This is a genomic window from Hymenobacter persicinus, assembly GCF_004167665.1.
Taxonomy (GTDB): domain Bacteria; phylum Bacteroidota; class Bacteroidia; order Cytophagales; family Hymenobacteraceae; genus Hymenobacter; species Hymenobacter persicinus.
Genome location: NZ_SEWE01000018.1, coordinates 21,791 through 36,621 on the forward strand (window position 1 = coordinate 21,791; position 14,831 = coordinate 36,621).

10 protein-coding genes and 1 tRNA gene are annotated in these 14,831 nt (G+C 62.5%); 7 read left to right on the top strand and 4 right to left on the bottom strand.

Annotated features, from left to right (window positions below):
• The first annotated feature begins 196 nt into the window (after window positions 1-196).
• Window positions 197-1,399: an ADP-forming succinate--CoA ligase subunit beta gene (sucC, locus tag EWM57_RS10305; protein WP_129921061.1), complete on the top strand. Its 1,203-nt coding sequence runs from the start codon at window positions 197-199 to the stop codon at window positions 1,397-1,399.
• A gap of 233 nt (window positions 1,400-1,632) precedes the next feature.
• The gene (locus EWM57_RS10310; RefSeq protein ID WP_129921062.1) at window positions 1,633-2,490 is read left to right on the top strand and encodes a transglutaminase-like domain-containing protein; all 858 of its coding nucleotides are present in this window, start codon (window positions 1,633-1,635) and stop codon (window positions 2,488-2,490) included.
• Between the two features lie 74 nt (window positions 2,491-2,564).
• Here the strand turns inward: EWM57_RS10310 and EWM57_RS10315 are convergent, their stop codons facing one another.
• A complete protein-coding gene (locus EWM57_RS10315; RefSeq protein WP_129921063.1) occupies window positions 2,565-3,026 on the bottom strand; it encodes an organic hydroperoxide resistance protein in 462 nt (153 codons plus the stop codon).
• A gap of 152 nt (window positions 3,027-3,178) precedes the next feature.
• Between EWM57_RS10315 and EWM57_RS10320 the strand changes: the two genes are divergently transcribed.
• Window positions 3,179-3,250: transfer RNA gene (locus EWM57_RS10320), tRNA-Arg, on the top strand.
• A gap of 184 nt (window positions 3,251-3,434) precedes the next feature.
• Here the strand turns inward: EWM57_RS10320 and EWM57_RS10325 are convergent.
• On the bottom strand, window positions 3,435-4,190 hold the full coding sequence (locus EWM57_RS10325) for a T9SS type A sorting domain-containing protein (protein WP_129921064.1): 756 nt from the start codon (window positions 4,188-4,190) through the stop codon (window positions 3,435-3,437).
• A gap of 252 nt (window positions 4,191-4,442) precedes the next feature.
• Here EWM57_RS10325 and EWM57_RS10330 point away from each other — a divergent pair, with 252 nt between their 5' ends.
• From EWM57_RS10330 to EWM57_RS10345, 4 genes are all read left to right on the top strand, one after another.
• The gene (locus EWM57_RS10330) at window positions 4,443-5,414 is read left to right on the top strand and encodes a hypothetical protein (protein WP_129921065.1); all 972 of its coding nucleotides are present in this window, start codon (window positions 4,443-4,445) and stop codon (window positions 5,412-5,414) included.
• Between the two features lie 160 nt (window positions 5,415-5,574).
• A complete protein-coding gene (locus EWM57_RS10335; RefSeq protein ID WP_129921066.1) occupies window positions 5,575-5,904 on the top strand; it encodes a DUF6660 family protein in 330 nt (109 codons plus the stop codon).
• A 140-nt stretch (window positions 5,905-6,044) separates the two neighbouring features.
• Window positions 6,045-10,457, top strand: a complete 4,413-nt coding sequence (locus EWM57_RS10340) for a CusA/CzcA family heavy metal efflux RND transporter (RefSeq protein ID WP_129921067.1) — start codon at window positions 6,045-6,047, stop codon at window positions 10,455-10,457.
• A gap of 33 nt (window positions 10,458-10,490) precedes the next feature.
• Window positions 10,491-11,675 carry an efflux RND transporter periplasmic adaptor subunit gene (locus EWM57_RS10345; protein ID WP_129921068.1) on the top strand — a complete coding sequence of 395 codons (1,185 nt, stop codon included), beginning with the start codon at window positions 10,491-10,493 and terminating at the stop codon, window positions 11,673-11,675.
• 180 nt (window positions 11,676-11,855) lie between these two features.
• On the opposite strand, the gene EWM57_RS10350 is transcribed toward EWM57_RS10345, so the two are convergent.
• Both EWM57_RS10350 and EWM57_RS10355 read right to left on the bottom strand, forming a co-directional pair.
• Entirely contained in the window at window positions 11,856-12,350 is a 495-nt protein-coding gene (locus EWM57_RS10350) for an ASCH domain-containing protein (protein ID WP_129921069.1), read from the bottom strand.
• A 112-nt stretch (window positions 12,351-12,462) separates the two neighbouring features.
• Window positions 12,463-14,541, bottom strand: coding sequence for an SBBP repeat-containing protein (locus EWM57_RS10355; RefSeq protein ID WP_129921070.1), 2,079 nt, complete (start codon window positions 14,539-14,541; stop codon window positions 12,463-12,465).
• Window positions 14,542-14,831: the final 290 nt, after the last annotated feature.

The window sequence follows — 14,831 nt, forward strand, 5'->3', positions numbered from 1 at the left end:
CACGCTGGCCTGGCGGGCTAAAAAATGTCTTTCCGGGCTTTGGACGCGACTTTTCCGGGACTTTGGCTCTGCCTCGAACGGGGCTGAATCCGGGGGCTAGGGCAGCAATGCGCGGCCCGCGCTTCCGTGCCCACCGATTATTGCCTACTTTCGTGGCCTAGAATCACCCGTCAACCCCCACTGAACTGGACCCTCTATGAACATTCACGAGTATCAGGGTAAAGAAATTCTTAAGCGCTACGGCGTCCGCGTGCAGGAAGGCATCACGGCCGACACCGCCGAAGAGGCCGTTGAAGCCGCCAAAAAGCTGAACGCCGAAACCGGCACCAGCTGGTACGTTATCAAGGCCCAGATTCACGCCGGCGGCCGCGGCAAAGGGGGCGGGGTGAAACTCGCCAAAAACCTGGAGCAGGTAAAAGACATTGCCGGCCAGATCATCGGCATGCAACTCGTGACCAAGCAAACCGGCGCCGAAGGCCGCAAGGTGCACAAGGTGCTCGTAGCCCAGGACGTGTACTACCCCGGCGAGTCGGAAACCAAGGAATTCTACATGAGCGTACTGCTGGACCGCACGTCCGGCAAGAACGTCATCGTCTATACCACCGAGGGTGGCATGGACATCGAGGAAGTGGCCGAGGCCCATCCCGAGAAAATCCACAAGGAAATCATTGACCCGCGCGTGGGTCTGCGCCCCTTCCAGGCCGCCAAGATTGCCTTCAACCTGGGCCTGACCGGCCCGGCCCAGAAGGAAATGGTGAAGTTCGTGCAGGCCCTTTACAAGGCCTACGACGAGACGGACTCCAGCATGTTCGAAATCAACCCCGTGCTGAAGACCTCGGACAACAAGATCCTGGCCGTTGACGCCAAGGTGACCCTGGACGAAAACGCCCTCTACCGCCACAAGGATTTCGTGGAGCTGCGCGACACGAACGAGGAAGATCCGCTGGAAGTGGAAGCTTCGGCCTCGAACCTGAACTACGTAAAGCTCGACGGCAACGTGGGCTGCATGGTGAACGGCGCCGGCCTGGCCATGGCCACCATGGACATTATCAAGCTCTCGGGCGGCGAGCCGGCCAACTTCCTCGACGTAGGGGGTGGAGCCAACGCCCAGACCGTAGAAGCTGGTTTCCGCATTATCCTGAAGGATCCGAACGTGAAAGCCATCCTGATCAACATTTTCGGCGGCATCGTGCGCTGCGACCGGGTGGCCAATGGCGTGGTGGAAGCCTACAAGAACATCGGCGACATCAAAGTGCCCATCATCGTGCGTCTGCAGGGTACCAACGCCGAGGAAGGCGCCCGCATCATCGACGAGTCGGGCCTGAAGGTGTACTCGGCCGTGCTGCTGAAGGATGCCGCGGAGCGCGTGAAAGAAGTGCTGGCTGCCCAGGGCGTTTAGAGCGTTACCGGGTAGCCGCAACGACGGCCGCCTGACCAACCTAAAAAAAGCCTGTCCGGTCCCGGACAGGCTTTTTTCGCTTTTTATGAACACTGACATGTTTATGTGATTCGATATAAATTGTTTAATAAACATATATTATTGAATTTTACCACCACAACCTAAGCTCCATCCTTTTCGTTTACCGGAGCTTAACTGAGCTGTTTTCCGACCTGTTGCACCGTTCCTGGCTTATGAGATTCCAAACTTTTACAAAAACTGTCACCGTCGCGCTGTTTTGCCTGCTGAGTCTGTCGCAGGTTGCCACGGCCCAGAATCGGCTTAAGCCGCTGGAATTTGACAAGTCGCCCGACCCGACCACCTACTCTTTCCAGCGTAGCACGCCCGACGAGCCCTATCTGATGAAGCTTTACTCTTCCTACGCCCTGGAAGACGTGGTAGCGGGCAAAGACACGGATCTGGCCAAGGTGCAGGCCGTTTGCACCTGGGTGCACAACCGCTGGGTGCACGACGGACGCGGCGAGGCCAAAAAAGCCGATCCGCTGTCCATTCTGCACGACGCCGACATGGGCCAGCAGTTTCAGTGCGTGGAATACAGCATCGTAGTAGTAGGTACGCTGACGGCCCTGGGCATTCCGGCCCGGCCTCTGTTTCTGAAAACGGCCGACGTGGAAACCCGGCGCGAGGGCGCGGGCCACGCGGTGGCCGAAGCCTGGCTGCGCGACCAGCAGAAGTGGGTAATGGTCGACGGGCAGTGGGACGTGGTGCCTATGCTCAACGACACTCCCCTCAACGCCGTGGAGTTGCAGGCAGCGCTGGCCAACAAGACGCCCGGGCTAAGCGTGGCTACTTCCTCCAACACCAAGGCCCGCCCGTATTTCAACTGGGTAGCCGACTACCTCTACTACTTCGACACGGTGCTCGATACGCGCTTTGGTGTGAAAACGGCTCCCAGCGGCCTGATGCTGGTACCACTGGGCGCCAAGAACCCCACCGTTTTTCAGCACGACACGCCCATCCACCGGATGCGCTACACCCACTCCATCAGCACTTTTTACCAGCCCGTTCCTTCCCTCACGGCTCTGAACTAATCTAGCACAGATGCAAAAAGGCCGCTTCCCCAGCTGGGGAAGCGGCCTTTTTTTATGCGGCTAAGCCGCGTATGCTAAGCCGAAGCTTCCTCGTTGGCGGGCGTTACGTTGGCAGCCTGCCCGGCCACCTGAAGCTCTACTTCCATGTTGCCGCGGGTACCGACCGAGTACGGGCAGATTTGATGGGCTTTGTTCACGAAATCCTGGGCTTTCTGCGGGTCCATGCCTTTCAGGTCCACGTTCAGCACGGCACTCAGCCCGTAAGCTTCCCCGTCCTGAAACAAGGTCACGGAGCACTGCACGGTGCTGGCGGGATCGAGCCGCTCGTTGGCTTTGCCAGCTACCACCAGCAGAGCCTGCTGAAAACAGGAAGCGTAGCCGGCCGCAAACAGCTGCTCGGGGTTGGTGGCCCCTTTCTTACCCCCCAGGCCTTCCGGCACCGACATATCCAGGTCAATAATGCTATCAGCGGAACGTACGTGGCCGCTACGGCCGCCGGTGGCCGTTGCCTCGGCCGTATACAGAGTCTTTTTCATGGGAAAATAATCAGTGGTTGGAGTAGAGGTTTAACTACCCTGACTACGTTAAGGTTACCATTGCAGCGAGCGGGCCAGTCAAATTCAAATAGGCAAGGCGTTTGGCCGCACATCTTTTTCTCTCTACTTTTGCCCCATATCGGTTCCGATTTGGTCGCGTCGTACAACGGATAGTATAAGAGTTTCCGAAGCTCTTGATCTAGGTTCGATTCCTAGCGCGACCACAGATTCCTTAAAAAGCCCACTTTACCCCCCGTAGAGTGGGCTTTTGTTTTCTGAAAAGCGAAATAGAACTGGTGCATAACCACTGGTTCTCGCCCATGCTGTAGCTAGTTCAGGACTGTCCTCTTCTACCACAAAAAGCCCCGACCATCCGGCCGGGGCTTTTTTTATGAAGCCTAGACTTTGCTACCGGGCCACAATAAACCGCTTGCCCGCGCTGCTGCTGCCGGCGGCCGTGACGACGCGGTACGTGTAGGCTCCGGGGCGCAGTTCGCGCGCATCGAGCAGCAGGTGGTTGAATGCGGCATTCACCTGGAAGGTTTTTACTACGCGGCCAGCCAGGTCCAGCACTTCCAGCGTGGCCAGGGTCCCGGGCTGCACCGAGTAAGGCAGCGTAATGCGCTCCGCGGCGGGGTTGGGGAAGGGGCTGGCCGTGGGCCCGTCGGTTGATTTTGCCGTTTTGAGCGGGGTGTACGTGCCCGGAGCAGCGTACACTCTGGTACCAAAGGAGCCATATACCAGCAGCTTGCTTCCCGTGGAGGTGTTGACGGCTTGCGCATAGGAGCCCGACGCAACGGTCAGCAGCTGAGCCCCGGTTTCGCTCAGCACGTAGACGCTATTCTGCTGAGTCGCGCCGTTATAAAGCGCAATTGCGCATTCGATGTCGGGCGTGAGGTTAAACAGCTTATCACTCACATCGAGTATGTCTCCATAGCTCGAGGTGGCGGGAACCGGGGGCACGGGAATTTGCCGCAATAGGGAATGGTCGGCATTGTAGACGTAGAGCTTGCTGTCCGTCTGAGAGTAGATTGCAAACTTTACCTGCCCCGTCGAGAGCTTGAAGGAATACACTGAAGCATCCTGATAGGTATGCTCCAAAGTGAGCTGGGCCTGGGCGGCCGCGGAAATCAGCAAAAACGAGGCGAGTAATACTCTTTTCATAGAAGTTAGGTTAATGAAGAATCGAGCAAATTTAAGCAATTGCCCTGCTCCTATTTCGTCTGCCTGAGCTACTTGCCGCACTTTTTTCCTGGTGAGCTGCCTGACTCGGAAAAGGTGATTCTGGCCGGGAACTTACGGCGGCACAGTTACCTGCCGGGACGCGGCCGACGGGCCTGAAAAAATTCGGACAAATGCCGGAAAATGCCCGTACTTGGCAGGTAATACCTATTTCTCACCTTCTCTTCTACCTTCTTGAAACACTCTTTACTTTTATTCCTACTGCTGCCGCTCCACGCGTTTGCCCAGTACCGCCCCACCTACACGGGCCCGACCATGCAGCAAAACCAGCAGTCCCGCCAGGATTTCAACCGCATGGTCAACCAGCGGACCCAGGATTTCCAGATGCGGCAGATGCAGAGATACCGCTCCGGGCAAGGCAGCCCGCAACTGCTCCGGGAAATGCAGCAGCAGGCCCAAGCGCATCAGCTGGAACTGGAAAAGAACGCCAACGAGAAGCTCGCTCAACTGGCCCAGCAGCAGCAGCTCAAGCGCCAGGAGCATCCGGCTGCCAATCCGCAGCAGGCCGCGGCCCAGCAGAAGGAAGATAGCCGCCAGCTGACCCTGCTCGCCGTGCGCAACTACCGTGAGGTCTTTCTGCCCGGGCAGATGACCACCGTGCTGCAGGCCGAAAAGCTCGCGCCGGAGGGCCAGCAGCAGCTGCACAACCTCAATGCAAAGCTGGCCGATAAGTCGTGGTGGAAAAAGCAGGATGCCGCGCAGCTTGCCAGCGCGCTGACGGCCTACAGCGACACGCTGACCTCGCTCACGACCAGCCTGCTGGGCTTCAACCTGGCCTCGCCCCCGGCCGTGCCCGCCCCGTTCTCGGTCAGTGCCCTCGAAACTCAGCTGGCCACGCACGTATTCGACCAGAAAGCGGCCACCCAGTTGCTGCAGGACGCGGCGCTGACGGAAAAGCTGGTTGCCGGCGACCAGCTGATCAAGGCCGTCAACGACTTCAGCAGCCTGAGCGCCGCGGCCGCCGCCGGTGGAGAGCTGCAGCGCAACCCCAAGAAAGTGCAGGAAGACGTGCTGGCCAGCCTGCACGTGGTCGGCAAGGGCATGGACCGTTACAACGCCCGGGTTCGGGCCCAGAACAACGTGTTCGACGCGGAAAAGGCCCTACTCAAATCGACCTCGGCCTACGTCGCCAAAAACCGCAAGTAAGCCGATTGGCCGCCGGTCCGGGGGCCTTAATTGCATGACGCCGGGTAGCCGGGGTATTCTGGCGCCGGCCGGGCCCCGGCTACCCGGCGTCGGCGTTGGCAGCCGCTCCGGCGGGGCCGCCCGGCGGCGAATCCGCGCGGACGCGCTACCTTTGCCCCCGATGCGTCTGCTGTCCGTGCTCTTTGCGCTTTACTTTGCCTGCCTCGCCTGCCGGAGCTGCGCCGACGCGGCCCCGGTTGGCAGCGCGCCCACGGCCACCACGGTGGCCGCCGCCACGCATTCCGACTGCCACGGCGACGCGCTGGGCGACTGGTGTTCCCCACTCTGCCAGTGCCACTGCTGCGGCACGGCCGTGATGCCCCTCCCCGCGGCGCCGGTCGTAGCCCAATCGGCAATGCTCCGCTGGTATGCCGACCCGCAGCACCCGGCCCTGGTGGCCGGTCCGCCGACATCCGCGGCCGGGGCCGTGTGGCAGCCCCCGCGGGTCTGACCCTTTCGTTTCCTGCCAACTTCTTTCGGCCCGGCCACTGGCCCGGCCCAGGTAGTTCCGAGGCGCTGGCCGGCCCTAACCAGGGCTGGCAGGCGCGCGAGCAGGCTTCACTGAAGCGTTAGACCTAACCCCAGCAACGGATGTTTGACCGGCTGATTCATTTTTCCATTCACCACAAGCTCATCATCGGGCTGCTGACCCTGGCCCTGATAGCCTGGGGTGGCTACTCGCTGAGTCGGCTGCCGATTGACGCGCTGCCCGACATTACCAGCAACCAGGTTATTGTTTATACCGTGGCGCCCTCCCTGGCCGCCCCGGAGATTGAGCGGCTCGTTTCCTTTCCTGTCGAGCAGAGTATGGCCACCATTCCGGGCCGGGTGGAGGTGCGCTCCTTCTCCCGCTTCGGCCTGTCGGTGGTCACCATCGTCTTCGACGACAACATCGACATCTACTGGGCCCGCCAGCAGGTCAGTGAGCGGCTGCGGGCCGCCGAAAGCCAGATTCCGGCCGGCTCCGGCCGCCCCGAGCTGGCCCCGGTCAGCACCGGCCTGGGTGAAATCTACCAGTACCTGGTGCGCGCCAAGCCCGGCTACGAGCAGAAATACAACGCCACCGAGCTGCGCACCATTCAGGACTGGCTGGTGCGGCGCCAGCTGCTGGGCACGCCCGGCGTGGCCGACGTGAGCTCCTTCGGCGGCCAGCTCAAGCAGTACGAGGTAGCCCTGGACCCGGAGCGCCTGCACTCTTTGGGCGTCACCATCGACGAGGTGTACCGGGCCGTGGCGCAAAACAACCAGAATGCCGGCGGGGCCTACCTCGACCAGAACCCGACGGCCGCCTTTATCCGCACCGAGGGCTTGGCTACTTCCCCCGCCGACATTGGCAACATCGTCGTGCGCAGCACCAGCACGGGCCTGCCGGTGCTGGTACGCGACGTGGCCGAGGTGCGCTACGGCGCGGCGGTGCGCTACGGGGCCATGACGCTCAACAACCAGGGCGAAGTGACGGGTGGCCTGGTGCTCATGCTCAAGGGTGCCAACGCCGCGGAAGTTATTCAGGACGTGCAAAAGCGGATGGCCACCATTCGCAAAACCCTGCCCGAGGGCGTGAGCGTGGAGCCCTTCCTGGACCGCTCCCACCTCGTCAACCGCGCCATTGGCACCGTCACGAAAAACCTGCTCGAAGGGGCGCTGATTGTGGTGTTCGTGCTGGTGCTGTTTCTGGGCAACTGGCGGGCCGGGCTGGTGGTGGCGGCGGTGATTCCGCTGGCCATGCTGTTTGCCGTGAGCATGATGCGCCTGTTCGGCGTGTCGGGCAACCTGATGAGCCTCGGCGCCATCGACTTCGGGCTCATCGTCGACGGGGCCGTCATCATCGTCGAGGCCATTGTGCACCGCCTGCACGGCGGCCACGCCCCCGGCCACGCGGCGGGCGGACGGCTAACGCAGCAGGAAATGAACGACGAGACCTACGTGGCCGCCTCCCAGATTCGTTCCTCGGCGGCCTTCGGCGAAATCATCATCCTGATTGTGTACCTGCCCCTGCTGGCCCTGGCCGGCATCGAGGGCAAGATGTTCCGGCCCATGGCCGAAACTGTGGCCTTCGCCATTTTGGGCGCCTTTATGTTGAGTCTCACTTACGTGCCGATGATGTCGGCGCTGGCCCTGAGCCGCTCCACGGACGCGCAGCCCACCTTCTCGGACCGGATGATGGGCTTTTTCACCCGGCTCTACCACCCCCTGCTCACCGGCGCGCTGCGCTACCGCACCCTGGTCCTCACGACTGCCGCGGGCCTGCTGGTGAGCGCCTGGCTGCTGTTTCGTACTCTGGGCGGCGAGTTTATTCCCCAGCTGTCCGAGGGCGACTTTGCCGTGGAGATGCGCGTGCTCACGGGCTCTTCGCTGAGCTATACCATCGAGAAAAGCCAGCAGGCGGCCGGCATTCTGAAGCAGCAGTTTCCGGAAGTGAAGGAGGTCGTGGGCAAAATCGGCTCCTCCGAGATTCCCACCGACCCGATGCCCGTGGAAGCCGGCGACCTGATGATTATTCTCAAGGATCCGAAGGACTGGACCTCGGCCCACTCCCGCGAGGAGCTGGCCGATAAGATGGCCGCGGCCCTGAGCGTCATTCCGGGGGTCACGTTCAGTTTCCAGCAGCCCATTCAGATGCGCTTCAACGAGCTGATTTCGGGAGCCAAGCAGGACGTGGTGCTTAAAATCTACGGTGAAGATTTGCAGCAGCTCGCCGACTACGCCCGGCAGGTGGGCCGGCTCGCGCGCCAGGTGCCGGGGGCCGAAGACGTGTACGTGGAGCAGGTGACCGGCCTGCCCCAGATTGTGGTGCAGCTCGACCGCAACCGCCTCGCCCAGTTCGGGCTGAACGTGGCCGACGTGAACCGCACGGTGCAGACGGCCTTCGCGGGCGAAGTAGCCGGCCAGGTGTTTGAGCAGGAGCGCCGCTTCGACCTGGTGCTGCGCCTGCGCCAGGACTTGCGCAAGGACATTACCAGCGTCCGGCGCCTGTTCGTGGCCGCCCCCGACGGCCGGCAGGTCCCGCTCGAGCAGGTGGCCAGCGTGGAACTGCGCGAAGGCCCCAACCAGATTCAGCGCGACGATGCCAAGCGCCGCATCACCGTGGCCTTCAACGTGCGCGGCCGCGACGTGGAAACCGTGGTGCGCGAGCTGCAAGGCAAGATTGACCAGCAGGTGAAACTCGCCCCGGGCTACTACCCAACCTACGGTGGGCAGTTTGAGAACCTGCGCCAGGCCACCCAGCGGCTCAGCATTGCCGTGCCGGTGGCGCTGCTGCTGATTTTTGTGCTGCTGTTTTTCACTTTCCGCTCCCTGAAGCAGTCGGCGCTGATTTTCACGGCCATTCCCCTCTCGGCCATCGGCGGGGTGGTGGCGCTGTGGGCGCGGGGCATGCCGTTTAGCATCTCGGCCGGCGTGGGCTTTATTGCCCTGTTTGGGGTGGCCGTGCTCAACGGCATCGTGCTCATCGGCTACTTCAACCAGCTCAGGGAAGAAGGCGTGACCAACCTCTACGCCCGGATTCTGCGGGGCACGGCAGTACGCCTGCGCCCGGTGCTGATGACGGCCACCGTGGCCTCGCTGGGCTTTCTGCCCATGGCCTTGGCACAGTCGGCGGGGGCTGAGGTGCAGCGGCCCCTGGCCACGGTCGTTATCGGCGGGCTGATTTCGGCCACTCTGCTCACGCTGCTGGTGCTGCCGGTGCTGTATGCGCTGTCGGAACAAGGCAAGGCGGCCAACCGGGCGCCGCGCAAGGTGGTGGCCGGTGCCGCTACCGTTCTGATTCTGCTGCTGCCGGCGCTGGTACAGGCCCAGCAGGCGCCGCTGCCCGGCACGCTCACTTCGGCCCAGGCCGTGGATCAGGCCCTGCAAACCAGTGGCTCAGTCATTGGCGCCCAGCGGGCCCTGGAGGCCCAGCAGGCCGTGCGCTGCGCCGCCTACGATGTTGGGCGCACCACCATCACGGGCAGCTACGGGCAGTACAACTCTGCCAACCGGGACAATCAGTTCACCATCACCCAGTCGGTGGCACTGCCGGGCGTGTACCGCCGCGCGGCCCAGCTGGCCGATGCCCGCATCGAGGGCCAGGAGCTTTTACTCCGGCAGGCGCGGGCCGAGCTGCGCCGGCAGGTGCGCCTGAGCTACGAGCAGGCCGTGCACGCCCGGCACCGGCTCCGCGTGCTGCGCGGCCAGGACAGCGTGTACCGCGAGTTTCTGCGCGCGGCCAACCTGCGCTTCAAAACCGGCGAGGTTGCCCGACTCGAACCCGCCACGGCGTTGGTGCAGCAGGGCGAAATCCGGACCCAGCTGCTGGCCGCCCGCACCGATTTCCGAGTGGCCCAGCGCCAGCTCCAGGCCCTGCTGCAGGTGCCCACTGCGGTGGCAGTAGCCGACAGTGTGCTGCAACGGCTGGAACCGGCAGCGCTGGCCTCCGCAGCCGCCCCGCCCGACACGGCCCTATTGCTAACGACGCCCCACACCCGGATTCTGCAGCAACAGGTGACCCAGCGCCGGGCCGAAACCCGCGTGGAGCAGGCCCGGGGGCTGCCCGAGTTTACGCTCAGTTACTTCAACCAATCCATTATCGGCTACCAGCAGCTGACGCTGGGCGTGGAAACGTACTACGGTCCGGGGGCGCGCTTTCAGGGCGTGCAGGCCGGCGTAGCCCTGCCCCTGCTGCGCGGCCCCCAGCGCGCCCGGGTGCAGGCCGCCCGCCTTCAGGAGCAGGTAGCCGAGGCCAATGTGGCGCGGTATGCAGCCGAGCTGGCTGGCCGCGTGGCGGAGCTGCAGGCCCGGCGCGCCGAGCAGCTGGAGCGCCTGCGCTACTTCGAGCAGACGGCCCTGCCTCAAGCCACGGTTATCACTAGGCTGGCCACGCGGGCCTACAAGGCCGGCGAAACCGGCTACTCGGAATACCTGCTCAACCTGGAGCGGGCCCGCCGCCTGCGCCTCGACTACCTCGACGCCTTGCTCCAGCACAACCAAACTCTTATCGACCTGGACTATCTGCTCGGCGCCAACTAGCGCGGGCAACTTCCTCACGCACGCTTTTCTATCATGAAATACTTGTCTCACTACTGCCTTCTGCTCGGCCTGCTCGCGGGTTGCGGGAACCACGAAACTGCTCCGGACCAAGCGGCGGATTCCGTCGAACCTGTTGCCCAAGCTGAAAAGGCAGAAGCTGCCATCCCCAACCTCGTTACGCTAACCCCCGCCGAGCAGCAGATGGGCGGCATCCGGCTGGGCGCGAGCACTGAGCGGCCCATGAGCGGGGGCCTCAAAGTCAATGGCGTGCTCGACGTGCCCCCGGAAAACCTGGTTTCGGTGAGTGCCCCGCTCGGGGGCTTCGTGGAGCGCACCGAGCTGCTGCAAGGCTCCCGGGTGCGGGCCGGACAGGTGCTGGCCCTCATCCGCAACCCCGATTTTGTGCAGCTTCAGCAGGATTACCTCGAAACCCGCAGCCAGCTCAAGTTTGCCAAGGCCGAATACGAGCGCCAGGCGGAGCTTTACCGGCAGGAAGTGGCGCCCCAGAAAAACTACCAGCGGGCCCAGGCCGAGTACGAGGCCTTGCAGGTGAAAACCAGCGCCCAGGCCGCCCGCCTGCGCCTGGCCGGGCTGCCCGCGGGCGGCGCCATCGTGAGCACCGCCCCGCTGCGGGCTCCGAAAGCAGGCTTCGTGAAGGCCGTCAACGTGAGCGTGGGCCAGAGCGTGACGCCCACCGACGTGCTGTTTGAAATCGTGAACCCCGAGCACCTGCACGTGGAGCTGACCGTGTTTGAGCGCGACATTCCGCAGGTGAAGCCCCAGCAGCTCGTGCGCTTCACCCTGGGCAACGACTCGGCGGGCCGGGAGCGGACGGCCCACGTGTATTTGATCAGCAAAACGATCAGCGCCGAGCGCACGGTGCGCGTGCACGCCCACCTCGACCGGGAAGATGAGCAGCTGCTGCCCGGCACCTTCGTGCGGGCCGTCATCGAAACCAACCGCCTGACGGTGCCCACGCTGCCCGAGAAAGCCGTGGTGCAGTTCGGCGCCCAGCCCTACGTATTTGTGGCCGTCGACCAGCCCGCCCGAACCGGCACGGCGGCCTACCGCCTGGTGCCCGTCACGCGGGGCGTGAGCGAGGACGGCTACACCGAGTTTCACCTGCCCGCCGCCGAGCAGGGCAAGCCGTTGCGCTTCGTGGTGGAGGGCGCCTATTCCCTGCTCGGCAAGCTCAAAAACGCCGAGGAGGAAGAGTAGCTCACGAATTACGGTGTGGCCCATCCCTGCCACCACCGACAGGCGAATCCAACAGCTGCTTCCACCCTGGACAAGCGGGTGGCAGTCCGTAAAAAAGCCCCGCCCGGAATATCTGGGCGGGGCTTTTGGGGTTTAGCAGACACGTTTGGCCGAGGACAAAGCGCTTCGGATTCTATTACCTTAGGCAGTGGCCAATTCCGATTCTGCCAGCCGGCGAAATTCAACAACCCATACCCATTCATTCCGGGCCCAGCAGTGCGAGTAGAACTGGTCAATCAGCTCCTGGAAGGCAGCAAGTACGCTCCTGGTCGGCCCAGAAGCTGACGCTGCTTCCGTTTCCCCCACGCCTTCAGCCCGGGCATCGACTTCCGTAATGGCGCGCACCCGCTCCGCCCGCACCGACAGGATGAGCAAAACCAGCTCCGGCTGCTCTATCACCCGAAGCCGGTCGCCGGCCGTGCCAAACGGGCACGGCACGTCGTGCGTGGGTCCGCCCGGGTACTCGCCCGTGAACCGTGCGTAGCCCGCGTGCTGCCCGCAATAGCGGTAGGCTGCCGGGGCGCAATTAGGGGGCAGTTCCAGCGGTAGTCGGCGCCGGGTGACGGTCTTGCGGCCGGCGTTGACGGCCCCTAGCAAACTTGGGTTAAAAGAAATCGGGCGCTCAACGGGCAGCATAGTTCAGGGGGTAAGGCGCCGGCGGTTTTGCAGCGGCGCCGTACCAGCAGCGCAAAAGTAGGACCGCGCAGCATTGCACCACCGGCTGGCCCTGGCCAGCCCAACTCTTCTCTTACCGATGAAGCAGCTTTAGATGCGCCCGGGCGTTGGTCCCCGTCAGCTGCAAATACTGGATTCCGGGCTGGTTGAGCTGCGCCGAAACGTCGAGCTCCGCCGCACCCGTACCCGACACGTGCAGCGTCCCCTTGCGCAGCGGCTGGCCCACGGCCGACAGCAGCACGTATTCTACCTCCCCCCGTAACGCTTCGGGCAGCACCAGGTGGTAGCGGCCATCCGCCGACGGATTCGGATACGCCTGGCACTGGGCACTCACCAGCGGCAGGGCGGCGGGTAAGGCCGCCGTTTCCGTTCTGGCCGCGGCGGGCTGCTGCTTCCAGAGCTCAATGCCGGAAAAGTTGGCCGTGCCGCCGCGGCTGACCAGCTGCACCGAGCCCTTGGCCGTGAGCGTCACGTCGTAGGGGCCGAGCCGGGCCCAGGTGCCGGCCAGCCCGGAGTTGTAGGTGCTGCGCACAACTTGCCCGTTGAGCGTGAGGCTGTAGGCCTCGGCGCCGTTGTCTTCCCACACGTACAGGTACACCTGGTAGATGCCCGCCGGCACCGCCGACAAGCTTACTTTCAAGCTATTGACCCGGTACACGGAGCTACGAATCATATCCGTGCGCGCGGCGTCGGTGGCCGGTACCAGCGGCGTGGTCGAGTTGGTAAAGCCCGTGCCGTTGGTCGAGTAGTTCGGGGCCGTGCTGCCGGCCCAGGCGTTGCCGTCGAGCGTCAGAGCCGGTCCGTTCAGATTGACGGCCCGGTAGAAGGTAAACGAGTTGTCGGCGGACGGTACCTGGCTGTATTTGACAGTTAGCAAATCATTCCCGGTCGACGGGTCAAAGGCAAGGCCCGTCACCAGAACGTTGCTACTCTGGTCCAGGTCCAATGCGTTTCCATTCTGGGGCTTGTTCCACACCACGGCCCCATCCGCGGCGTTGTAGCGCGTTGTCCCGCCGGAGCCCGTAGTATAGACGCCGGTTTTATCCGCACCCAGGTCTCGGGGAGTACCATCATATAGTTTATACCAGCTTCGTACTCCCCCCGCTGCATCGTAGCGCGCCAGGGTAGAATAGCTTGTATTCGTGGATCTATTGATGACATAATCCAATACGTACACGCCGCCCGCGTTGTCAACCTCCAGGCTGTTGACCGAACCACTAGATTGACTAGACCAGATTTGATTTCCCGTCGAGGCCGAAATACACAACACGGTACCGTATATATCCTTAAAAGCTTGAGTAGAGCCCCCCACGTAAACCCTGCCGCTGTTGTCCACGGCAATGGAACCAGCAGAGTTGCTTAAGCTCGTACCGTACTGATTCAGCCAGGTCCGGGCGCCCGTAGCGGCCACATATCGCATGGTCAGGTAAGTAGGAACTAAGGCGCCAGAATAAGAATACGAATAGCTCGTACCCGTCACGTACACCCCCCCGGCATTGTCGACAGCAATGTCCGTGGCATTATCAGCTTCATAGGCCGGACCATTATAGCGGCTCACCCAGCTCTGGGCACCGGTAACCGCGTCGTAGCGAATGGTAGCGTAGTCGCTTTTGGAGTTTATGCCCTCACTACGACCTGTTACGAATACGCCGCCAGCATTGTCTACTGCCAGCGCGCTAACCCAATCGATGCCGTTGGCCGGACCATTGTAGCGGCTCACCCAGGTTTGCGCCCCCGTGGCCGCATCGTAGCGCACGGTCATAAAATCAGCTCCGCCTGACGGCGCCACACCGTCCATATTACCTATCATGTAAACTCCGCCGACATTATCTACGGCAATGCTTTTGGGCGAGCCGTTGGAATTCACACTTGCCCAAAGCCGCTCTCCGGCCGGGGAATACTTAACCATGACCCACTGTGACCCGTCACTGGTGTTGGCGTAAATTCCGGCTACGTAGCTGTTGCCAGCCTGGTCCACGGTTATCGAGTAGGGTTCTTCGTCACGGTCCGCGGCCCCGTACCGAGCGGCCCAGGCCTCGGTGGCTTGCTGGGCAAATAGCGCGGAGCTGCTGCATAGGGTGCAACAACACAGGATCAGGAAGCGGGTAAAAAAGCTGCTGTAGCGAAAACGGGCGTAAAGGGTACGGTACATGAAATAGAGGAAAAGAAATAGACGAGCACAGTCAGGCAGGGGCCGGCCCGGCAATGGGCGGCGGGAAGGTGCCGGTAGAAATAGGGCGCACCAACTCCGGGAATGTTACGCTGAGGTACTTCCGCGGCGGATAATGGAAATCAGGGCCCCACGGCAATATGCCGGGGCTTGGTCAGGATAGTGGTAACCGCTTGGCGTTAGTGAATATAGCTATTGAATTCGCTATCAACTATTTTTTATTGAAATTATACAATATAAACCAATCCACAGCCTTCCCCCAGGCCTAACTC